Below are 15034 nucleotides of genomic sequence, written 5' to 3' on the forward strand. Positions count from 1 at the left end.
CACCAATTGTCGCAAAGTGAGTGGCATCGATGAAACGGGTGCGGCGCATGAGGGAAGTTTGGATCTCGATCGGTCTTCTAGTGGCGTCATCTCCTGCGATGGGGCAGCCGGCGATTAGTCCGGCTGCGGCGCCGCCGGGCGCGTCATCCTGCTCGGGTTGCCATGCACCGTCAGCCGTCGGCCATTCGATCGGTTCGCTGCAGGGTCTTTCTGCGCCCGACATCCTTGGCGCTCTGCAAGCCTTCCGCAATGGTCAACGCGAGGCAACGGTCATGGGTCGTATCGCAAAGGGCTTTAGCGATGGCGAGATGCGGGCCATCGCGGAATGGCTGGCAAGGGGAGACGAATGACACGAGCTTCCTTCAATCGTCGGGCAGTGCTTCAGGCTGGTGCGGCTCTCAGCGCAGCCGCGGCACTGGCGTGGCCTGCAATTGCGCAGTCGGCTGGCCGCGTCGTGGTAGTCGGCGGCGGCTTCGCCGGGGCAACCTGCGCGCGCGAACTCAAGCGCGGCGGTTTCAACGTGACACTTGTGGAGCCATCGACCACCTATACGGCATGCCCGTTCAGCAACGGAGTGCTTGCCGGCTTGCGGCCGCTGTCGCGGCAGCAGTTCACCTATGACGCACTCAAGAAGGACGGGTTGGCGGTTGTCGCGCAGCATGCGACAAAGATTGACGGGCAGCAGAAGCGCGTCTCGTTATCGGATGGTACAATACTCGGGTACGACCGCCTCGTGCTCGCGCCGGGCATCGACCTGCGCTTTGACGCACTGCCCGGCTACTCGGAAGACGCCGCGCAGATCATGCCGCATGCCTGGAAGGCCGGTGAGCAGACCTCGCTGCTGCGCAGCCAGATCGAGGCGATGCCGGATGGCGGTACAGTGATAATCTCAGTGCCGGCAAATCCCTATCGGTGTCCGCCAGGACCGTATGAGCGGGCGAGCCTGATCGCGTATTATCTCAAAATCCAAAAGCCGCGCGCAAAGCTCATCATTCTCGACGCCAAGGACACGTTTTCGAAGCAGGGGCTGTTTCAGGCGGCGTGGAAGGCGCTTTACCCAAACCTCGAATGGGTCTCGATGTCGTCGGGCGGCAAGGTCATCGAGGTGGATGGCGGGCAAAGGGTACTCGTCACCGAGTTCGGCCGCCACAAGGCCGACGTCGCCAATGTCATTCCGCCGCAGCGCGCGGGCGAGATTGCCGCGCTTGCTGGTGCCACCGACCGCAGCGGTTGGTGTCCGATCGATCCGGTCACCTTCGAGTCGCGACAGCAGGCGGGCATTCATATCATCGGGGACGCCTGCGTCGCCGGCGGCATGCCCAAGTCGGCGTTCGCAGCGAATGCGCAAGCGAAAGTCTGTGCCGCAGCGATCGCAAGTCTGCTCGGTGGCCAGGCACCGCAGACGCCGAAATTGATCAACACCTGCTACAGCCTCGTTGCACCCGATTACGGCATCACGGTCGCGGGTGTCTATCGGCCCGTTAACGGCGTGCTGACGGACGTGGAGGGGGCAGGCGGCGTCAGCCCGGCCGATAGTTCGGCCGCCTTCCGCTCGCGGGAAGCCTCGCACGCCGATGCCTGGTTCCGCACCATCACGGATGAAGTCTTTGGTTAGATGGCTGGTTCTCATTTCTGCGTTATCCGTCGCCCCGCCGGCGATAGCACAATTGCGCGCCTTCACCGTGGTTGGCGACGCCATTCCGCAATCGCTGACCGGGAAGGCCGGCGACGCGGCGCGGGGCCGCGCCGTCGTCACCGACCGCCAGAAGGGGCTTTGCCTCCTGTGCCATACCGGACCGTTCCCCGAACAGCGGTTTCAGGGCAATCTCGCGCCGGATCTTCGCGGCGCCGGCAGCAGGTGGGATGAGGGGCAGTTGCGATTGCGTCTGGTCGACAGCAGCAAAGTGAACCCGTCGACGATCATGCCGGCTTATTATCGTCTCGATGGTCTGACGCGCGTCGGAGGCGCCTGGCAGGGCAAGCCCGTCTTGTCGGCTGAGGAAGTCGAGGACGTCGTGGCCTTCCTGCTGACGTTGAAGGATACGCCATGACGGAGAGATCGGTCCAACCAAAGCTTTCTCGCCGCGCCGCACTTGTCGGCGGCCTTGCACTGATCGTGGCGCGGCCGGCGCGTGCCACGCCGGAGGCTATGCAGGACGCCATCCGCGATTTCATCGGAAGTGCCCCGGTCAAGGCTGGCCGTGTGAAGATGGACATTCCCCCGCTCGTTGAGAACGGCAATTCCGTGCCACTTGCGATCACCGTCGAAAGCCCGATGACAGAAAGTGACTTCATCAAGGCGATTGCGGTCTTCAACGAGAAGAACCCGCAGCCGAACATCGGCGTTTTCCATCTGAGTCCTCGATCCGGCCGGGCGTTCGTATCGACACGCATCCGGCTCGGCGATTCCCAGAACATCACGGCGATTGCCCAGATGAGCGACGGCAGTTTTTGGTCCGGCTCGGTCGAATTGATCGTCACCCTTCCGGCCTGCGCGGAGAATTGACATGGCGCGCGTCCTGATCAATCTGCCAAAGGCGAAGCGGGGCGAGATCGTCGAGATCAGGACGTTGATCCAGCATCCGATGGAAACCGGCTATCGCCCGAAAGGGGATGGCACGTCGTTCCCGCGCGATATCATTCGGAATTTCGTGTGCAAGCTGAATGACATCGAGGTTTTTCGCGCCGATCTATTCCCGGCGATTGCAGCAAACCCGTTCATCGCGTTCACGATCAAGGCGGAAGAGGGCGGCACCATGGCCTTCGCGTGGATCGACGACCGCGGTACGTCGCAAACAGAAACCGCAGATTTCATCGTCGAATGATGCCCTCCGTCGCCTTCACCTCGATGCTGCTCTGTGCGGTGGCGGTTTCAACCGTTATTGCCGCCGCCCAGACACGAGATCCCCGGCGATCGGGGTTCGAAGACATGAGCCGAGAATCGCAGGCAATGCAGCGCGACGATACTGCCAATCCCGGCATGTTTGCAGTATTGGAGGGCGAGGAATTATGGAGGGCGAAAGTCGGCAGCCGGAAAACGTCTTGCGCCGATTGCCACCAGAATGCCGAGGTCAGCATGAGAGGCGTCGCAGCGCGCTATCCGTCCTTCAGCACGGCACGGAACGGGCCGGTCGATCTGCAGGGACAGATCAATCTCTGCCGCGAGACCCGTCAAAGCGCGCCGCCGTTTCCGCTTGAGGGGCCGGAATTGCTCGCGCTCTCGGCCTATGTCGCCAAGCAGTCGCGAGGTATGCCCATCGCGCCGCCGGACGATGTGCGGCTCGAGCCGTCGCGCAGACAAGGCGAAGCGCTCTACAACATGCGGCAGGGACAGCTCAATTTCTCCTGCGCCAACTGTCATGAGGATCATGCAGGGCGGCGTCTGGCCGGCTCGCCCATCCCCCAGGGGCATCCGACCGGTTATCCGCTCTATAGATTGGAGTGGCAGGGTATCGGATCGTTGCAGCGGCGGCTGCGAGGCTGCCTTATCGGGGTCCGTGCGGAGCCCTACGCCTATGGCGCGCGGGAATATATCGCACTCGAGTTGTTTCTGATGTCTCGGGCGAAAGGCATGGCGGTCGAGACGCCCGCCATCAGGCCGTAGCTGTACCGGGTGACGCCTGTTCACCTCGCGTCGAGGCAACGACACGCCGCCGACAACGGCTACTGTCTTTTGCCGGATGCGTCGAATTGTTTGAGATAGGCGATCAGGTCGGTGATCTGGTCGGGATTCTTGATCCCCGCATAGATCATTTTGGTGCCCGGGATCTTTGCCTTTGGGTTGGTCACAAACTCACGAAAGCTTGCATCGGTCCAGGTGATTCCGGCATTTTTGTTTGCCTCCGTATAGGCGTAGCCCTCCACGCTGCCGCTGGTGCGTCCGAAAAGCCCGTTGAGGTGGGGACCCGTAACATTGCGTGCGGTCTCGCCGACCTGGTGACACGCCCGACATTGCACAAAAACGCGCTCACCGGCTTCGGGACTCTGCGCCAGCGCGCTGCCGGGTTGCAGGAGAGGTCCAAGAATCAAAACAACAACCAGCCGCTGCATGCCTTTACCTGCGGTGTTTCGGCGCGCAGCGCCCGGGCTTTCGGTATTCTCTGGGTGTGGGACTGCCATGTTTGCTCTCTGTTTAGTTTGGGAAGCAATGCGTCGGGGCGCGCCAGAACAAACGCTCGCCCTTCCAGCTGGTCTGCCGATTGATACTTTACCCCTGTCGCACAACTGTGCCGTCAGGCAGGAATTTTGTCGCAAGATGTCGCAAAACTTGGTGGTTGGTCTTGCGTCTCTGCAACGTTCTCCGATCCGCGAAGCCGCGCATGACTGCCTAAAAGAACGATAAAGCCCGCAAAGAGGCGGACGAAGGCATTCCGGAACGTCCCGTAAGGTCATCGGAAGGTCAACGGAACGTAGCCGCCGGACAGCAGGCTTGCGAAACTTTGATACACTTTTCTTGGTGCGGGGTAGGGGGATATTCTTATATAGAATGCTGAACAGAGGTTACGCAAAATGCATGACTTGGCGCATGTCGTGGTCGTCGACGATCACAGCGATATCCGGGATCTCGTTCGACAATATCTCAAGCAGCAAGGCTATAAGGTCAGCGTCGCCGAAAGCGGCTCGGTGCTGCGGCGGGTGCTCGAGCACCATACCGTCGATCTCATCATCCTCGACATCATGATGCCGGGTGAGGATGGGCTGTCGGTCTGTCGGCAGGTTCGTGCCACTCTGGACGTTCCCATCATCTTCCTGACGGCGATGGCCGAAGATACCGACCGGATCCTCGGCCTCGAACTGGGGGCGGATGATTACCTCGTGAAGCCATTTAATTTCCGCGAACTGCTGGCGCGTGTTCGGGCTGTTCTGCGCCGGGCTTCCAATCCCGCGGTCCCGGTCGCAGCACGGCAGTCCAAAAAGCTGCGCATCGCGGGATGGCGGGTCGATATGGGTCGCCAGGAAATTTCCGGAGAAAACGGCGTCGGCATACCTTTGAGCACGGCAGAGTTTCGCTTGCTGAAGGTCTTCATCGAACGGCCGGGCATGATCTTGAGCCGCGAACAACTTCTCGACCTCACCACCGGAAGAAGTGCCGATATCTTCGATCGCAGCATCGACAACCAGGTGAGCCGCCTGCGCAAGAAGATCGAAGAAAATCCCAAAAACCCTTCAATCATCAAAACCCATTGGGGCGGCGGGTACAGCCTGTCGGTCGAGGTGGCATTCGAATGATCAAGCTCTGGAAAAAAAGCCTGGCGGCGCAGTTCATAGGACTGATGCTTGCCGCCCTGATCATCTCGCAGGCGCTGGCTTTTCTGATCTCGTGGGACGAGCGCACGATGGCGTTGAGAGCCGCGGCGAAAAGCGAATTCTTCAGCCGGGGCGCGTCCATAACCCGATTGGTCGAGTTGATACCCCCGCAGATCCGCGCCCAAGCTCTTTACGCCAGCGAAACCAACTACTCGAAAATCTGGCTGACGGACCAGGAACCCGAGAAAGCCAGCGCCTGGCGCCTGCAGGCGGTGGGGCAGCTTTCCCGCCAACTCGAAAACTTCGTCGATCTTTCAAAGCAGGTTGACTGGACTGCTCCCTCCAAGCCGCAATTGCCCGATCCGAAGGAAGTCGCGCGTGAAAATACCGACGAGGAATGGGCGAGCCCGCCGCCGATCCTGTGGAACCTGCCGCAACCCGCGAAATTCACCTATTTCGACCGGCGCAGAGGGTTTGGTCTTGCGGTCCAGCTTGGCGATGGACGCTGGCTGAATTTTGCTTCGTACCAGGAGAACACCGGCCGATGGTGGAACTCCAAGTCGCTGACCTCGGTCGGATTGACAGCGCTGATCCTGGCGTTGATCGGGGTCTTCATCGCAAGCCGCATTTCCCGCCCCTTGCGCAATCTGGCGCGGTCGGCGGAGGCGCTTGGGCGCGGAGAAAACCTTCCGCCTATTCCCGAGGGCGGGCCGGGAGAGATCCGGCGCACGGCGGAAGCCTTCAACAGGATGCAAAGCCGCCTCCACCGTTTTGTCGAAGACCGGACCAAAATGCTTGCGGCGATCGGCCACGATTTGCGAACGCCGCTGACCTCGCTTCGTTTGAGAGCAGAATTCGTCAAGGATCAGGAAACCCAACAGAAGATGCTGTCTACCATTGACGAAATTCAGGCAATGACGGAAGCCGCCATTGCGTTTGCGCGCGGGGAATCGACGGTAGAAGAAACCCGTGACATCGAACTCGATGCTCTTATCGGCAGTATCTGCGACGACCAGTCGGACCTTGGACATCCGGTCAATTACGTGGAGGCGGAACAGACGCCTTATCGCTGTCGGCCGGATGGGCTCCGCCGTGCGGTCCGAAACGTCGTGGAGAATGCCGTACGATATGGCGGCGAAGCCAAGGTCTTCATCCGGCACACGGCAACCACAGTCGATATCGTCGTCGAGGACCGCGGACCGGGGATACCCGAGGCCATGAGGGAAAAGGTTTTTGCTCCCTTCTTCCGTCTTGAAGTATCACGGAACAAGGATACTGGCGGTATCGGCCTGGGGTTGTCGATCGCCCGCGCCATCGTGCGGCAACATGGTGGCGACATCTCGTTCCTCTGCGGTGAAAGGGGAATGCAGACAATCATCTCCCTTCCACGAGAAGGGATAGTCGATCCGGTACCCCTTCACCAAGGCCGCGGGTGGAAACTGACGCGAGCGCCGGCTTCTTCGCAAATCGCGGGAATACCCGGTAAAATTGCTTCTCCGTCACGGCGGTCCGCTTAGTCCCGCACGAGGGTCGTCGCAGATGCAGGAGCCGGTGGTTTCCAAGCTCTTGGGCGGCCTGGCGGGATTGATCCGTAAATCCGATGGCGCCGCGCCGGGGTGTTGCATCAAGACGGCGATGGTGGGGGCATACGAGACGTGCTTTCTCGGACTATAAGCTCCCATTCCACAAGTGTCGTATAAGGCGTGACGTCATTGATCCGCGAGACGATCGCCTCCGCCGTCAATCTGCCGATGCGTTCGCGGTCGGGGCGAACTGTCGTCAGCGAGGGGCTGACGCAGCTCGCCGCCTCGTTGTCACCGAATGCAATGACACCGATGTCTTCGGGTACGCGCCGGCCGAGTTTCCTGAGCGCGCGCAGCACACCGAACCCAACCACATCGCTGTTGCAGGCGATCGCATCGATCTCCGGATGGCTTTGCAGAAGCTCGGTCGCGAGCCGCTCTCCGAGTTCCGGATTGCCGCCCTGCTGCGCCGTATGCTTGACGACGTCGGGGAGCGAGGCCTTGGTTGCTGCGGCTTCCAGCCCGCTCAGGCGCTTCTGGGCGCGTTTATCGTTTTCGCGGACACTGCCGACGAAGGCCAAGCGCCTATATCCTTGAGCTATCAGATGGTTGGCCTGGGCCGCCCCGACGCTTGCGTGGTCGAAACCGACAGCGGTATCGATCACGTCTCCGCCCGTGTCCCACATCTCGACAATCGGGATGCCGGCTGCCTTGAGAAGCTCGACGACTTTCGGGGGATGATCGACGCCGATGATGGCAACCGCCGCGGGGCGCCAGCTCAGGATGGACCGGACGAGCCGCAGCTCCTGGTCAGGATTGTACCTGGTATTGGCGAGCATGACCTGCAGGTCGTGCTCCAGCAAAGCCAATTGCAGCGAATCGATGATGTTGGCGAACTCCGAATAGTAGAGCGAGGTTACCACGACCCCGACAATATCCGACCGCGTCCCGGAAAGCCCGCCGGCAAGCCGGTTCGGCACGTAGTTCAGCTCTTCCATGGCGGCATTGATCCGGCGGCGTAGTTCGACGCGGACCGTGTTCGGAGCGCGCAGCGCGCGCGAGACCGTGTTGACCGAAACGCCCACACGCTCGGCGATCGAAGCAAGGGTCGGGACGGTGCGCCCCGCACCCTCGGAAAGGTCAACTGTCATTCGGCTCTAAAAAATCCTCTGAGTGATCGTTGCGTTAACGATAACTTTATGCCATCGTTTTGAAGGAGAGGCAAGCGAAAGACGGGCAGCAGCCCATTCTTCCGCCTGATTAGGAGCGCTGGTCGGTATCGGCCATGTGGAGGAGCAGGAAATATGGCTGAAAAGCCAAACATCATTCTGATTATGACGGACCAGCAGCGCTACGACTCGATCGCCGCGCTCGGATACCCCTATGCCATGACGCCGAATATCGACGCGCTCGTCGAGAAGGGCGTGGCGCTCACCAATTGCCACATCACCGCACCGAGCTGCGTTCCGTCTCGTGCGAGCCTGTTCACCGGTTATTATCCGCATACGACGGGTGTTCTGGCGAACGGCCAGAAATGGCAGCATACCTGGGTCGAGCAGCTTCGCGATGCAGGCTATCGCTGTGTCAACGTCGGCAAGATGCACACGATTCCATACAATTCGGATTCCGGTTTTCATGAGCGCTATGTCGTGGAAAACAAGGACCGCTACATGGAAGGCCGCTGGTATTTCGACGAGTGGGACAAGGCGCTTGCGGCCAACGGCCTCGTCAAGCAACAGCGCGAACTTTACCGTGAGCTCGAGGATTACCGCGACCGGTTGGGCTGCTTTGAATGGGAACTGCCTGAGGCGCTGCATTCCGATGCCTTCGTCGGCAATATGGCGAAGTGGTGGGTCAATACCTATCCGCCGACCGAGCCGCTTTTCCTTCAGGTCGGTTTTCCAGGCCCCCACCCGCCGTTCGATCCTCCTGCTCGTTATGTAGAGCCCTATCTGAAGCGTAACGACCTTCCGCTGCCGAAGCCGACCAGGGAAGAGCTGGATTCGCTTCACCAGGAGCTGAAGGAAAAACGCCAGCACGACGTCGAGGTTGACCATGACTCCGTCGTCTGGAGCCTTGATCCGAGAGAAGACCAGATGCAGCGGCTGTGGGCGCATTATCTCGGCAATGTCACGCTGATCGATGAAAAGGTCGGCGAGTTGCTCGAAGCGCTCGAAGCGCGCGGCTATCTGGAGGATGCGATCGTTATCTTCACCTCCGACCATGGCGAATGCCTCGGCGAACACGGGCTGATTCAAAAGTGGTCGATGTACGACATAGTCACCCGCGTGCCGACCATCATCTGGTCGACGGCGAACCGGTTCGAGGGCGGCCGCGCCGTGGATGGGCTATGCCAACTCTTCGACCTCGGCCCGACGATCCTGGAATATGCCGGCATCACGCCGCCGATATCCTTCGAAGCGCAAAGCCTGAAGCCGGCGCTGGAGGGCGAGGACTGGAAGCCGCGCTCTCATGTGTTCTGCGAGCAGATCGGCGACGTAGCGATGGCAGGCGGTGTCGAGTTCATGACCGGCGTCAGAAGCGACCGGTGGAAGCTCGTTCACTTCAAGGGCTCAAGCGACGGGCAGCTCTTCGACCTCGAAAACGATCCGAAGGAAGTGAAGAACCTCTGGAACGATCCAGGCTGTGTCGAGCAGAAGCGCGAACTTTTGGATGTGATGCGCGACTGGTTGATCGAATCGAATTTCAAGACACGCGACGTCATGGTGGGGATGCGATGAACCACCGATATCAGCAGAACCGGCAAGTTTTCGCGAGGGAGGCATGACCTTGTCAATTTCAACGATTGAGGAAAAGCCCGAACGAGCTCCGAGGCGCTCTTTGCTGTCGCACCCGATGGGCATGCTGGCGATCAATTTCGCCGCGGTCATCTTCGGTGTTCTGGTCTGGGCGACCGTAACGGCGCAAGGCATCGTCGGCCTGCCGACACCACTTGCCGTGGCGACGCAAGCGGTGATCCAGGCAAAGAGCGGCCTCCTGTGGTCCGACGCCCTGGCGAGCCTCGGACGCGTCTTTACCGGTTTTGCACTCGGCATTGCGGTAGCAATCCCGGTCGGTTTCCTGATGGGCTGGTACCGCATCGCCCGCGGCATCATCGAACCCTATGTCCAGTTCTTTCGGACGATCCCGCCGCTTGCCATCATTCCCCTGGCGATCGTTACGATGGGCATTGACGAAACTCCCAAGATCTTCGTCATTTTCCTGGGGTCTTTCCTGTCGAGCGTTGTCGCGACATATCAAGGTGTCGTCAACGTGGACAAGACGCTGATCAATGCCGCCCGTGTGCTCGGTGCCAACGACTTCACCATCTTCCGGCGGGTCATTGTCCCGGCATCGCTGCCCTATATCATGGTCGGCGTCCGCGTCGGCCTCGGTTCGTCATGGGCGACCGTCGTGGCGGCGGAGCTGATTGCTGCGCAGTCTGGCCTCGGTTTCCGCATGCAGCAGGCGCAGCTCTATTACGATCTTCCGACAATCTTCGTCAGTCTCATCGCGATCGGCGTGCTTGGTCTCATCATGGACCGCATCGTCATCGCATTCGATGGCGTTCTGACCGCATGGCAGGAAAAGCTATGAGCATCAAGATCTCGTTCCAGAACGTCTCCAAGACGTTCATCATCGCCGGGCAGACATCCTTCAACGCGCTCCAAGGTCTCAACCTGGACATCGAAGACGGAGAGTTCATCACGGTGGTCGGGCCGTCCGGCTGCGGCAAGTCTACGGCCATGAACATTGCCGCAGGCCTCACAGGTCCGTCTTCAGGGCAGGTCCTGGTCGACAGCGTGCCGGTCAAGGGACCGGGTCCCGAGCGTGGCGTGATCTTCCAGCAATATGCGCTTTTCCCCTGGCTGACGGTTCGCGAGAACGTCGAGTTCGGGTTGAAGATCGCCAGATACCCGAAGGCGGACCGCCGGAGGATCGCGGACCGCTTTGTGGACCTCGTCGGGCTCTCCGATTTTGCCGATTCGCTTCCGAAGACATTGTCCGGCGGCATGAAGCAACGATGCGCCATCGCCCGCGCCTATGCCGTCAATCCAAAGATCTTGCTCATGGACGAGCCATTCGGCGCGCTGGATGCTTTGACCCGCGTGCAGCTCCAGGGCCAGTTGCTGGCCACCTGGAGCAAGGAGCGGCGTACGGTGATGTTCATCACCCACGATGTAGACGAGGCGGTCTATCTCGCGAGCCGCGTCGTCGTCATGGCCGCCCGGCCCGGCCGGCTTCACAGGATCATTCCGGTCGATCTGCCCTATCCGCGCACCGAGGAGATGCGCCTTTCGCCGGAATTCACGGCTTTGCGCAATGAGGTGTGGCGGTCGGTGTACCACCCGGCCGCGGCCTGAAACCTGCAATCACTATCGGCTGTTACAAGGAGGAGATGAACATGCTGACGAGACGAAATTTGGTGAAGACGACAGCGGCCGTCGCTGCCGCGAGCGCTTTTTCCATCGGAGGAAAGGCAAGCGCCCAATCTGCCGACATGACCATCGGATATATTGCCGACTTTCCGAATGCCAGCGTCCTGGCGATCGCGCAGGATCAGAAACTCTGGGAAGCGGAAGGCATCACGCCATCCGTCAAGGTTTTCACCAACGGCCCGATCCAGATCCAGGCGATGGGCGCCGGCAGCCTGAATTTTGGCACGATCGGGCCCGGCGCACTCTGGCTGCCCGCCAGCGGTCGGGCCAAGGTGATCGGCGTCAACGATATAGGCTTCTCCGACCGCGTCATCGTCCAGGGCGGGATTGCCTCGATCGCGGATCTGAAGGCCAAAAAGGTTGGCGTCCCGCAGGGCACGTCCGGCGACATGATACTCCGGATGGCGCTGACCAAGGCCGGCATGACCATAGGCGACATCCAGGTCGTGCCCATGGATCCGTCCACGGTGGTTGCCGCCTTCACTTCCAAGCAAATCGACGGGGCCGGCATCTGGTATCCGCTGATCGATACGATCAAGCCGCGCGTGCCGGATATGAAGGAGCTGGCTTCGAACCAGGATTTCTACCCGCAGACCTCGTTCATCAACACCTTCGTCGCCCGCAATGAGATCGTCCAGCAAAACCCGGATCTCGTGAGGAAATTCCTGCGTGTCATGAAGAAGGCAATGGACTATCGCGTCGCAAACCTTGATCGATCCATCCAGATCACCACCGCATTCCTCAACGCTCCGGTGGAGGTGACCGAGAAGGTGGCGCGCAGCCGCAAGATGCTGACGAGCAAGGAACTGGACGCCTTCACGAAAGACGGCACCGTCAATAAGTGGCTGACGGAATTCAACAAGATGTTCCAGGAGTTCGGCACCATCAAGGAGCCGCTGCCGCCGGCACAATTCTATACAGGCGACCTCTTCACCAGCGCCTGATCGTTAGGCCTTCACTTTCCGCCGGTGACGGCGGAAAGTTCTCCTCGACGAGGGTTGCGGGAAACCATCGGGCTTGAGCGACTCGTTTCGATCGTCGATATTGATATTCGTCCGCTAGGCAAAAACTAGAGCGTCCATTGGGCGGCGATTTTTTCTCGCGGACGTCGAGCCGCCGGTGACAGTTCGGGTCGCTCTATGACGGGAAGAGAGATCGAGGCTCTCAAGCCCGGATTGTTCGAGGCAAGAACGATATCCCCGCCATGGTGCCGAACGATGGCACGGGCGATTGACAAGCCCAGACCGACACCGCCGGTTTCACGGTTGCGAGACTTCTCCAGGCGGAAGAAGGGAGAGAAGACCTTCTCGCGCATCGCATCAGGGATGCCGGGGCCGGGATCCTCTACGACGATTTCAGTCGCGGATGGCGATTGGCGCACGAAGACCTTGGCCTGCCCGCCATAGCGGATAGCGTTTTCGATGAGATTGCGGACAGCGCGGCGTAGCCCGTCGGGGCGGCACCTGTAGGTTATCTTCCTGCTTTCGACATACTCAACCCGTTGGCCCATTTCTTCCAGATCGGCACACAGGCTCTCCACCAATGCATTGAGGTTCACCGTTTTTGTTTCCTCGACCGTCGCCTCGCCCTTTGCGAACGCGATAGTCGCCTCGGTCATGACCTGGATCTCGTCGATCGTGACCAGCATCTTCTGCTGGAGTTCCGGATCCCCGACAAACTCGGCGCGCAAACGTAAGGATGTCAGCGGAGTACGCAGATCATGGCCGATTGCGGCCAGCATCCGGGTCCGGTCTTCCACGAAGCGGTGGAGGCTCTGCTGCATCCGGTTAAATGCCTCTGCGGTCCGTCGGATATCGTCGGGCCCTTCCTCCGGCAGGGGCGGGAGAGACTCTCCGCGGCCTAAAGCCTCCGCCGACACGGCAAGCCGTCGAAGCGGTCTTGCGATACGGTTTGCCGTCAAAACCCCGATGACCGAGAGGACAAGAGCCGTTATCGACAAGGTGAAGAGGGATTGTGAAGTCCACCAGTTGTTGGGAATTACTTTGTAATAGGCAGAGTTCAGCCACAGCCCGTCTTGAAGCTGGACCGCAAGGCCAAACCCGTCCGACCGGCCTATATAGGCGAACTTTGCCGGCTGTGAGAGGTTCCACAAACCAGAGGCAGGCGTGACCCAGGCCTCGCCTGCGTTTTTCGCGGCAATTCTCCTGCGTTCCTCGGGCCTGTCGATGGCTGCCGGCTGAACGCGCCATTCTGGCGGAAAGTTCGGGAGGTTCGGCAGGGGACGTGCAAGCTCTTCGACGGCGCGTCCCCGCCAGGCATCGGCGTCATCTGGAGCCTGCTCGCTCAGCCAGAACCGGGCATAGCTGGTTTCACTGGCGGCGAGGGCGTCCTGCCTCAGATTGAGCGGAATCGACTCCATGAGCCTGGTAATGGTCGCCGTGCGGCTGAAGAACTCGCTTTTTGATACCGCCTTGAGCGCCTTGTCGCGTTCGTCCCAGGAGATCAGGAACGACAGTGCCTGGGAACACGCGAGCGCGAGGAGCATGAAGCCGATGAACTGTGCAGCGAGACTTCTGGTCCAAAACCGTATCATTGCAGCACCACATCGGTGGAAAGACTGTAGCCGCCGCCCCAATGGGTTTTGATGATTGTCGGGTTCTTGGGATCGGCCTCGATCTTCTTGCGCAAGCGGCTGACCTGGTGGTCGATGCTGCGATCGAAGATCTCCGCGGCTTTGCCGGCAGTCAGATCAAGAAGTTGATCGCGCGTGAGAACGAACCCGGGATGTTCGAGAAAAGCTTTGAGCAGACGGAATTCCACGGTGCTCAGGGACACGACGACGCCGTCCTCGTCGGTCAGTTCTTGCCGGCCGACATCAAGCCGCCATTGGTCGAACCTGATGACTTTTGCCTTGATGTTGTCGCGCTGCTGCGTTGGCAGGGTGGTTGCTCGCCGCAAGACGGCGCGGACGCGGGCGAGCAATTCCCTCGGATTAAACGGCTTCACGACATAGTCGTCCGCTCCCAATTCCAAGCCTATGATGCGGTCGGTATCATCCGCCATGGCGGTCAGGAATATGATGGGCACGTCCGTCGTGCTGCGTATGTGCCTGCAGACCGAGAGGCCGTCTTCGCCGGGCATCATGATGTCGAGAATGATGAGATCAAGAGCGTTCCGCTCGAGGATCTTGCGCAAGGCGGCGCCGCTGTCGGCGGAGCTGATGCGATAGCCTTGCTGTCCGAGATATTTCCCGACCAGATCCCTGATGTCCTGATGATCATCGACAACTGCGATATGGGATGATGCCTGCATGAACTGCCCTCTAGACCCGGAAATTATAGCATTGCATCGGCAAGCCCTTCCATCGAATTCTGTAGCAAGTTCCCAGGCCCGGCTCCCATGACGTGCCGCAGGATTGGGCGTGGGCTGGCATAGGGCGGGGTGGGACTGCAGCGAAATTGATAACTTTCGTTCCCGCTCATCCGCCTGAATTCTGTTCAGACCGGAGAGGGGCCGCCGCGGCAATATTTGCGACCTTGCCGCGGACGGTGCCTTGAATGAACTGCGAGCTGTTAGTTCGGACGATTGGCGCCCTCATAATAGTCGCCGCTGTCGAACGGGCGACGATCATCGCGGGTGGTCTTGCCAAACAGCGACTGGCCGGACTGGTTCGGATAGCCGAAGGTCCTGGTGCTGTCGGCCCGCAGAGGATCGGCAGAACGCGGCGAAGCGCCGCTCTTGGAGGCGCCTTCATAATAGTCACCCTCGGCAAGTGCCGGGACGGCGAACGTGGCCGAAGCCAGCAGAGCAGCGATAGCGGTGGATAGGAAGATCTTGGTCATGAGTTTCTCCTTCAGTTTCGAT

The 15034-nt window shown here is 60.2% G+C and carries 17 protein-coding genes; 12 read left to right on the forward strand and 5 right to left on the reverse strand.

The features are described 5' to 3' along the window. Positions 1–47: 47 nt before the first annotated feature. The 6 genes from C5J22_RS21595 to soxA are packed head-to-tail and all read left to right on the forward strand — an operon-like array spanning position 48 to position 3604. Positions 48–350 (forward strand): cytochrome C, encoded by a 303-nt coding sequence (locus C5J22_RS21595; RefSeq protein WP_105439918.1) that lies wholly within the window; start codon positions 48–50, stop codon positions 348–350. After that, a complete protein-coding gene (locus tag C5J22_RS21600; RefSeq protein ID WP_105439919.1) occupies positions 347–1615 on the forward strand; it encodes an NAD(P)/FAD-dependent oxidoreductase in 1269 nt (422 codons plus the stop codon). The genes C5J22_RS21595 and C5J22_RS21600 overlap by 4 nt, the downstream gene beginning before the upstream one ends. After that, positions 1599–2051: a sulfur oxidation c-type cytochrome SoxX gene (gene soxX / locus C5J22_RS21605; RefSeq protein WP_105439920.1), complete on the forward strand. Its 453-nt coding sequence runs from the start codon at positions 1599–1601 to the stop codon at positions 2049–2051. The genes C5J22_RS21600 and soxX overlap by 17 nt, the downstream gene beginning before the upstream one ends. After that, on the forward strand, positions 2048–2506 hold the full coding sequence (locus tag C5J22_RS21610; RefSeq protein WP_105439921.1) for a SoxY-related AACIE arm protein: 459 nt from the start codon (positions 2048–2050) through the stop codon (positions 2504–2506). Before soxX ends, C5J22_RS21610 begins: the two co-directional genes overlap by 4 nt. Before the next feature lies 1 nt (position 2507). Beyond that, on the forward strand, positions 2508–2825 hold the full coding sequence (gene soxZ, locus C5J22_RS21615; RefSeq protein WP_105439922.1) for a thiosulfate oxidation carrier complex protein SoxZ: 318 nt from the start codon (positions 2508–2510) through the stop codon (positions 2823–2825). Beyond that, positions 2822–3604, forward strand: coding sequence for a sulfur oxidation c-type cytochrome SoxA (gene soxA / locus C5J22_RS21620; RefSeq protein ID WP_105439923.1), 783 nt, complete (start codon positions 2822–2824; stop codon positions 3602–3604). The genes soxZ and soxA overlap by 4 nt, the downstream gene beginning before the upstream one ends. A 59-nt stretch (positions 3605–3663) precedes the next feature. On the opposite strand, the gene C5J22_RS21625 is transcribed toward soxA, so the two are convergent. Beyond that, positions 3664–4050 (reverse strand): cytochrome c family protein, encoded by a 387-nt coding sequence (locus C5J22_RS21625; RefSeq protein WP_105439924.1) that lies wholly within the window; start codon positions 4048–4050, stop codon positions 3664–3666. Between the two features lie 459 nt (positions 4051–4509). On the opposite strand from C5J22_RS21625, the gene C5J22_RS21630 reads away from it, so the two are divergent. Further along, positions 4510–5229, forward strand: a complete 720-nt coding sequence (locus C5J22_RS21630; protein ID WP_105439925.1) for a response regulator — start codon at positions 4510–4512, stop codon at positions 5227–5229. Then, a complete protein-coding gene (locus C5J22_RS21635) occupies positions 5226–6764 on the forward strand; it encodes an ATP-binding protein (RefSeq protein WP_105439926.1) in 1539 nt (512 codons plus the stop codon). The genes C5J22_RS21630 and C5J22_RS21635 overlap by 4 nt, the downstream gene beginning before the upstream one ends. 107 nt (positions 6765–6871) lie before the next feature. Here C5J22_RS21635 and C5J22_RS21640 read toward each other — a convergent pair whose 3' ends face one another. Then, complete coding sequence (locus tag C5J22_RS21640; RefSeq protein WP_105439927.1) at positions 6872–7921, reverse strand: LacI family DNA-binding transcriptional regulator; 1050 nt, start codon at positions 7919–7921, stop codon at positions 6872–6874. A gap of 153 nt (positions 7922–8074) precedes the next feature. On the opposite strand from C5J22_RS21640, the gene C5J22_RS21645 reads away from it, so the two are divergent. From C5J22_RS21645 to C5J22_RS21660, 4 genes are all read left to right on the forward strand, one after another. Beyond that, entirely contained in the window at positions 8075–9511 is a 1437-nt protein-coding gene (locus C5J22_RS21645) for a sulfatase (RefSeq protein WP_105439928.1), read from the forward strand. Between the two features lie 115 nt (positions 9512–9626). Next, the gene (locus C5J22_RS21650) at positions 9627–10367 is read left to right on the forward strand and encodes an ABC transporter permease (protein ID WP_205837214.1); all 741 of its coding nucleotides are present in this window, start codon (positions 9627–9629) and stop codon (positions 10365–10367) included. Then, positions 10364–11134 (forward strand): ABC transporter ATP-binding protein, encoded by a 771-nt coding sequence (locus tag C5J22_RS21655; RefSeq protein WP_105439930.1) that lies wholly within the window; start codon positions 10364–10366, stop codon positions 11132–11134. Before C5J22_RS21650 ends, C5J22_RS21655 begins: the two co-directional genes overlap by 4 nt. A 41-nt stretch (positions 11135–11175) precedes the next feature. Beyond that, positions 11176–12153: an aliphatic sulfonate ABC transporter substrate-binding protein gene (locus C5J22_RS21660; protein WP_105439985.1), complete on the forward strand. Its 978-nt coding sequence runs from the start codon at positions 11176–11178 to the stop codon at positions 12151–12153. Positions 12154–12278: 125 nt separating this feature from the next. Here C5J22_RS21660 and C5J22_RS21665 read toward each other — a convergent pair whose 3' ends face one another. From C5J22_RS21665 to C5J22_RS21675, 3 genes are all read right to left on the reverse strand, one after another. Then, positions 12279–13763, reverse strand: coding sequence for an ATP-binding protein (locus C5J22_RS21665; RefSeq protein ID WP_105439931.1), 1485 nt, complete (start codon positions 13761–13763; stop codon positions 12279–12281). After that, the gene (locus C5J22_RS21670) at positions 13760–14482 is read right to left on the reverse strand and encodes a response regulator (protein WP_105439932.1); all 723 of its coding nucleotides are present in this window, start codon (positions 14480–14482) and stop codon (positions 13760–13762) included. The genes C5J22_RS21665 and C5J22_RS21670 overlap by 4 nt, the downstream gene beginning before the upstream one ends. A gap of 260 nt (positions 14483–14742) precedes the next feature. After that, complete coding sequence (locus tag C5J22_RS21675) at positions 14743–15012, reverse strand: hypothetical protein (protein ID WP_105439933.1); 270 nt, start codon at positions 15010–15012, stop codon at positions 14743–14745. Positions 15013–15034 lie beyond the last annotated feature (22 nt).

It is taken from the genome of Neorhizobium sp. T25_13 (assembly GCF_002968675.1).
GTDB classification, from domain to species: Bacteria; Pseudomonadota; Alphaproteobacteria; order Rhizobiales; family Rhizobiaceae; genus Neorhizobium; species Neorhizobium tomejilense.